The organism is Candidatus Pseudoscillospira sp. SGI.172 (genome assembly GCF_050313575.1).
GTDB lineage: Bacteria > Bacillota > Clostridia > Oscillospirales > Oscillospiraceae > Vermiculatibacterium.
In genome coordinates this window covers 1-6,136 of record NZ_JBNPLQ010000056.1, presented here as the reverse complement: position 1 = coordinate 6,136, position 6,136 = coordinate 1, and the positions used below count along the sequence as shown (strand labels likewise).

Here is a 6,136-nt window from a genome sequence, read left to right as displayed (position 1 = left end):
TACATATGAAAACGTCTGCGGACCTCTTCCCGCAGGGAGGGCGTCCGCCGGATGATGACCAGCGGCACGATGATCGCCGCACAGACCGCCAGGACCACCAGAGACCAGGCCGGGGACCATGCCCCGGTCAGCCATCGGTCCACAAAAAGCTCTGTAAACAGACAGAACACGCCCATTCCGCCAATGGTCAGCGTGACCTTGGTCAGGATGGAGCGCCCTCGAAGCGCGATCGCCAGCAGCATCACCACCGCCCCGCCTGTCAGAATAAGGGGAAGTGCCAGGCCCAGATACCAGCCGAAGCCCCGGTTGGCCAGGGCGATCAAAAACACATAGATGGCCACCGCACCCACGTCCAGTCCAAGCCGCAGGATCAAGTGGATCTTCCGGTCCAGCAGAGGTGGAACGAACCACAGCCACAGCATCACCGCCGCCCCGATCAGGTACAGCGACCAGATGTGTTCTGTCCGCAGGAAAAGATTCAGCACACCGCAGGCCACGGAGATCGAGGCCAGCAGGACCGTAATAAGGAGCGCCGCCTCCCATTTGGACACCGGCTTCACCTCACCCCGCTGGGTGGGAAAGGGCCTTGGAGACACAGTGTCCACCGGCCTGGCAGGATCGCGGACCGGGGTGGCACACAGGGGGCAGACCGCAGCGGTGGGATCCAGCTCCACCCCGCAGTGAACGCAGTAGGACATTCTCTCACTCCTCTCGGTTGGATATGACTTTGACCGGGACTCCCTCCCGGATCAGGAACCGGAAAAAGTCCCTCTCGGTCTCCCGCTCCTTCAAAGTCCCGGCAAAGGTGACCTCCATGGTGTTTCCGTAGCTGATGGAGGCACAGTGCACCCGGGGCACCGTGGCCTGCCCCAGGATCACCTCCATGTGATCGATCAGGGGCGCCATCTCGTGCGGCACCTTGAAGGCCCCCGGGTTAGTGTAGGTGCCCGAATAGGGCCGCACTCCGGCCAGGCGGTAGCTCAGCGCCATGATGGGATTTTTCAGAAAGACGGGAATGACCCCCAGAAGCCGGTTGGTCTGGAAGCGGACATTGCCTGTAAAGGAAGCCCGCATCCTGGCCCGGTCCTGCTCCAGGCGCATAAAGTGGCGGGTGTAGTTCAAAACGTCTTCAAATGGATATTCCCCCAGAGAGGGGTCGATGCAGGGCCGGATGGTAATAATAAAGTTGCGCAGTGTGCCCGAGGGGAACCAGGGGCGCAGGTTGACAGGGATGGCCAGCGCCACCGGCTTCTCACGGACCGGCCGTTCCCGCCGCTGCTTCTCGATCAGAACCTTCAAAAGCACGGCGGTGAGATATTCGGTCACGGTGGCCCCGTGCCGCTTCGCCGTCTCCCGGAGTTTGTCCAGCGGCACGAAGCCCATGGTCACATTGAGCGTATAAAAGGATTCCGGCGTCCCCGTGTTGGGGTAGGCTTTCTTCCGCATCCCGCCCCGCGTCGCCCGCTTCCCGGCATAGCGGGCGTAGGCGTCCTCCCGCTCCTCCCGCAGGGGCGGCTCCCGCAGATCCAGAAGCCCTTGTCCTGCATAGGGGATGTCACGCCCGGTCTCCCGGAAATAGGCCGCCAGCACGGTCCGAAAAAAGGTCAGCGCCCCGGCGCCGTCGGACAGGGCGTGGAACACCTCCAGGGAGATCCTGGTCTCATAATAATAAAAGCGGATCAGCCAGCCGTTGTCCTCTTTGAACCGCACCGGCTGGCAGGGATTTGAGATGTCGGGCTTCACGAAAGGGCCGGGAGCGCTGTTCGGCTCGAAATAATACCAGAACGCGCCCCGCTTGATCCGCACGGCAAACCCGGGAAACCGGGGCATACACTCGTCCACGGCACGCTGGAGCGCCGCCGGATCCACCCGCTCCTTCAGCACGGCGGAGAAGCGGTAGATCGCCGAATATTCCTCCTTTTGAAGCGCGGAATACAGGATACCGGCATTGTCCAGCGTATACCAATCCGGCTTTTTCTTTTTTGCCATATCTGCCCTCCTCCCTGCCTGATCGTTTTTATTTTACCACCGCCGCCGCTTCGGCGCAACCCGCCTTTACTTTTCCCCGGCCGCGTGTTACAATGCTTTCACCTTTCCAACTCGATCACAGAAATGGAGGAAGCCCATGGAAATGCGGCGGCATATGAATTTGATCCGGCCCACCACAGAGCAAAAACGCATGGCGGAGGACCGGCGGCTGGAGCCGGTGATGCGGGCCCTAAAGGCCATCCATTCGGCCACCTCCCCCGAATCTATGGACCCAGAGGATCTGGAACGCCAGCGGGCGGGGCAGGAGCTGCTGGGGCGGCTGGTCTCTCCCCGGCGGGGCGTCTCCTGGGAGCCATTCCGACTCCACGGCATGGCCGCTGCCTGGGCCCGACCCACCCGCTGCTGGGAGAAGCGCAAAGTCATCCTCTACTGCCACGGCGGCGGCTATACCAGCGGCAATTTGGGATATTCCCGCCCCCTGGCCGCCAAGCTGGCGGAGACCACGGGCTATGAGGTACTCAGCTTTGAGTACCGCCTGGCACCGGAGCACCCGTTCCCCGCCGCCCCGGACGACGCCATGCAGGCCTGGGACTACCTGATGCACCTGGGCTACGGGGCCCGGGACGTGGTGGTGGCGGGAGATTCCGCCGGAGGCAATCTGGCTCTGGTCCTCTGCCATCGGCTCAAAGCCGAGGGGCGGCGGCTCCCCGCCCGGCTGGTGCTCATGTCCCCCTGGACCGACATGACGGCCAGCGGCCGCTCCTACGCCGAGCGGGCAGACATCGACCCCATGATCACCATGAATTATATCCAGGCCGTCCGGCGTGTCTACGCCGGGGAGCGGGATCTCTCCAATCCCCTGCTTTCCCCCCTGCTGGGCGACCTCTCCCGTTTCCCTCCCGCCCTCATCCAGGTGGGCAGCAACGAAATCCTCTATTCCGACTCCGTCCGGCTGCGGGATCGGCTCGTGGGGGCGGGCGTCCCCTGCCGCCTGGAGGTCTGGAAGGACATGTGGCATGTGTTCCAGATGTTTCCCATGCGCACCGCCGACCAGGCCATGGAGAGCGTGGGGCGGTTTTTGCTGGAGGAACTGTAAGAGACAGAATTTTTCCACGCCTGAAGCGCAAAAAAGCAGCGGCGCCGTGAAAACACGGCGCCGCTGTTTTTTTGTACGCGAAACTCAGCCCTGGGAAATGGCCCCGGTGGGGCAAGCACCAGCGCAGGAACCGCAATCGATGCAGGTCCCGGCGTCGATCACATACTGTGTATCGCCCTGGGAAATCGCGGACACGGGGCAAGCGTCGGCGCAAGCGCCGCAGCTGACGCAAGCGTCGCTAATCACATAAGCCATTGGTTACACCTCCAAGCTTCTAATGTGAGAATATTATAACACAAGTTTTTTAAATTGCAATGCTAATTTCCCCATACGCTGGGTATATTTTTATATTGGTGGAATGATAAACGCAATCACAGAAAGGGAGCGGATGGATATGGCACGACCGTCCGGTGCTTTTCGGGTCGAGGCGGCAGGCAGCATGACCCCCGAACTGGAAGGCACCTTTAAAAGCATTTCCCACCCCCGGCGCAGCGGCAAGATAAGGCCGGAAAAACCGGGCTTCACCGGGAGGAACGACTATGAGCGCCGTTGAATTTACCATGGGGGCAGAAACTGCCCTCCGTCTGGCCCAGGAGAGCGCCGCCGAGCTGGGACACAGCTATGTGGGTACCGAGCACCTGCTTCTGGGCGTTGCCAGGGAGGGCCGCGGCCCGGGGGCCAAGGCGCTGGCATCCGCCGGTCTCACTGCGGAGCTTCTTCGCGCTGCACTGGTGCGGCTGGTGGGTCTGGGAGCGGCAGGCGGGCTTCCCAGCCAGGGCCTCACGCCCCGCTGCCGGGAATGCCTGGAGCTGGCGCTGAGCGAGGCCCGGCGGTGTCAGGCTTCCCGGGCGGACACCGGCCATCTGCTCACAGGGCTTCTCCGCCAGAATGACAGCGCCGCCGCCCGGGTCATCGCCGCGGCGGGAAAAGACCCCCGTCAGCTCCTGGGAGACGTGACATGCGCCTTCGGCGCCTATGATCCCCGTCCCCTGGACCGCCGCCGCCCGGAACGGGAAGATCACCCCACCACCAAACTGCTGGACCAATTCTCCCGCGACCTCACCGCTCTGGCGGCCAGCGGGGGGCTGGATCCGGTCATCGGACGGGAAAAGGAGGTCCGCCGGGTCATCGAGATCCTGTCCCGGCGGCGTAAAAACAACCCCGCCCTGATCGGGGAACCCGGGGTAGGCAAGACCGCGGTGGCTGAGGCTCTGGCACTGGCCATCACAGGCGGAGAGGTTCCCGAGGATCTGGCCGCCAAACGGCTGGTGTCTCTGGACCTGTCCTCCATGGTGGCAGGTACGAAATACCGGGGCGAATTTGAGGAGCGGGTCAAAAACATCCTGGCCGAGGTGCGCCGGGCAGGGGATGTGATCCTGTTTCTCGACGAACTCCACACCATTGTGGGCGCGGGCAGCGCCGAGGGGGCCATCGACGCCGCCAACATTCTCAAGCCCGCCTTGGGGCGGGGCGATCTCCAGGTGGTGGGGGCCACCACCACCGCGGAATACCGAAAGTATATTGAAAAGGACGCGGCCCTGGAGCGGCGGTTCCAGCCGGTACTGGTGGCGGAGCCCACCCCCGAGGCCACCCGCGCCATTCTGGAGGGACTGCGCCCTCAGTACGAGCGCCATCACCGCCTCTCTATCTCCGACGAGGCGCTGGACGCGGCAGTCCGTCTCTCTGTCCGCTATCTCCCCGACCGGAGACTGCCGGACAAGGCGGTGGATCTGATGGATGAGGCCTCCAGCCGGGCCCGGCTGGGGGACGCCGAACCCTCCCCCGCACTCCGAGAACTGGAGGAAAAGGTAGCCGACGCCCGGCAGCGCAAGGAATCCGCCATCCGGGAGCAGGACTTTGAGACCGCCGCCATGTACCGGGACGCCGAGGGAGATTTCCGCCGCAGCCTGGAGCGGGAGAAGGCTGCCCAGCTCCTGCGGCGGGGCCCCATCTCCGTCACCGGCCAGGATGTGGCCAGCGTCATCTCCGGCTGGACCGGGATCCCCGTGACCTCCCTGACCCGCTCGGAGAGCGACCGGCTGCTGGCTCTGGACGACACCCTGCGCCGCCGGGTGATCGGCCAGGAGGAGGCGGTGCGGGCAGTATCCCAGGCCGTCCGCAGGGGCCGTGTGGGACTGAAGGAGCCGGGGCGCCCGGTGGGCTCCTTCCTTTTCCTGGGCCCCACCGGCGTGGGCAAGACCGAACTTTGCAAGGCGCTGGCCGCCGCCCTTTTCGGCAGCGAGGACTCCCTCATCCGCTTCGACATGTCGGAGTATATGGAAAAGCACACCGTCTCCCGGCTGCTGGGCTCCCCTCCGGGCTATGTGGGCCACGAGGAGGGGGGACAGCTCACCGAGGCTGTGCGCCGCAAGCCCTACTCGGTGGTGCTGTTCGACGAAATTGAAAAGGCACACGAGGACATCTGGAGTGTGCTGCTCCAGGCGCTGGAGGATGGACAGATCACCGACGCTCAGGGCCGGAAGGCAGATTTCCGAAGCTGCGTCATCATTCTCACCTCCAACGTGGGGGCCCGCCGCATCACCGCCAAGGGCCGCCTGGGCTTCTCCGCCCGGACGGAGACCGACGGGCTGCGCTCTCCCGCCGAGGTGGAGCACGGGGTCATGGAGGATGTCCGTCGGACCTTCCGACCGGAATTTCTCAACCGGCTGGACGAGACGGTGGTCTTTCACCAGCTGGGGCAGCCCGAGCTCGCCCTCATCGCCCAGCGGATGCTGGACGATCTGGGCAGCCGTCTGACCGCCCTCGGGGTGACTCTGGAGGTCACCCCCCAGGCCAGAGAGGCCCTGACCCGGTCCGGCTTCGACCCCGACTACGGCGCCCGGCCCCTCCGCCGGGCCATCCGCTCTCAGGTGGAGGACCCCGCCGCCGGGCTTCTGCTCTCCGGGGCCCTTCCCGCCGGAAGCGCCCTCACGGTAACGGAAGAGGACGGAAAAGTGATCCTGCGTCCCACCGCCGCCGCCCTCCCGGCTGGTTAAAAATCGACGGGGACTTCAAAATCGGGATTTTTTCACAAAAAGGGGCGCAGGATCA

At 64.3% G+C, this 6,136-nt stretch carries 6 protein-coding genes; 3 read left to right on the top strand and 3 right to left on the bottom strand.

What is annotated here, in order from left to right; all coding sequences use genetic code 11:
• Both ACQRD3_RS13225 and ACQRD3_RS13220 read right to left on the bottom strand, forming a co-directional pair.
• A partial coding sequence (locus tag ACQRD3_RS13225; protein WP_427781706.1) for a DUF6320 domain-containing protein occupies positions 1 to 698 on the bottom strand: 698 nt, incomplete at its 3' end.
• Positions 699 to 702: 4 nt separating this feature from the next.
• Positions 703 to 1,989, bottom strand: a complete 1,287-nt coding sequence (locus ACQRD3_RS13220; RefSeq protein ID WP_427781705.1) for a hypothetical protein — start codon at positions 1,987 to 1,989, stop codon at positions 703 to 705.
• Between the two features lie 154 nt (positions 1,990 to 2,143).
• On the opposite strand from ACQRD3_RS13220, the gene ACQRD3_RS13215 reads away from it, so the two are divergent.
• A complete protein-coding gene (locus ACQRD3_RS13215) occupies positions 2,144 to 3,085 on the top strand; it encodes an alpha/beta hydrolase (RefSeq protein ID WP_427781704.1) in 942 nt (313 codons plus the stop codon).
• 84 nt (positions 3,086 to 3,169) lie between these two features.
• Here ACQRD3_RS13215 and ACQRD3_RS13210 read toward each other — a convergent pair whose 3' ends face one another.
• Entirely contained in the window at positions 3,170 to 3,340 is a 171-nt protein-coding gene (locus tag ACQRD3_RS13210; RefSeq protein WP_080907918.1) for a 4Fe-4S binding protein, read from the bottom strand.
• Between the two features lie 139 nt (positions 3,341 to 3,479).
• Here ACQRD3_RS13210 and ACQRD3_RS13205 point away from each other — a divergent pair, with 139 nt between their 5' ends.
• Both ACQRD3_RS13205 and ACQRD3_RS13200 read left to right on the top strand, forming a co-directional pair.
• Positions 3,480 to 3,638, top strand: a complete 159-nt coding sequence (locus ACQRD3_RS13205) for a hypothetical protein (protein WP_158082965.1) — start codon at positions 3,480 to 3,482, stop codon at positions 3,636 to 3,638.
• A complete protein-coding gene (locus tag ACQRD3_RS13200) occupies positions 3,625 to 6,081 on the top strand; it encodes an ATP-dependent Clp protease ATP-binding subunit (protein ID WP_427781703.1) in 2,457 nt (818 codons plus the stop codon). The genes ACQRD3_RS13205 and ACQRD3_RS13200 overlap by 14 nt, the downstream gene beginning before the upstream one ends.
• The last annotated feature ends 55 nt before the right edge of the window (positions 6,082 to 6,136 follow it).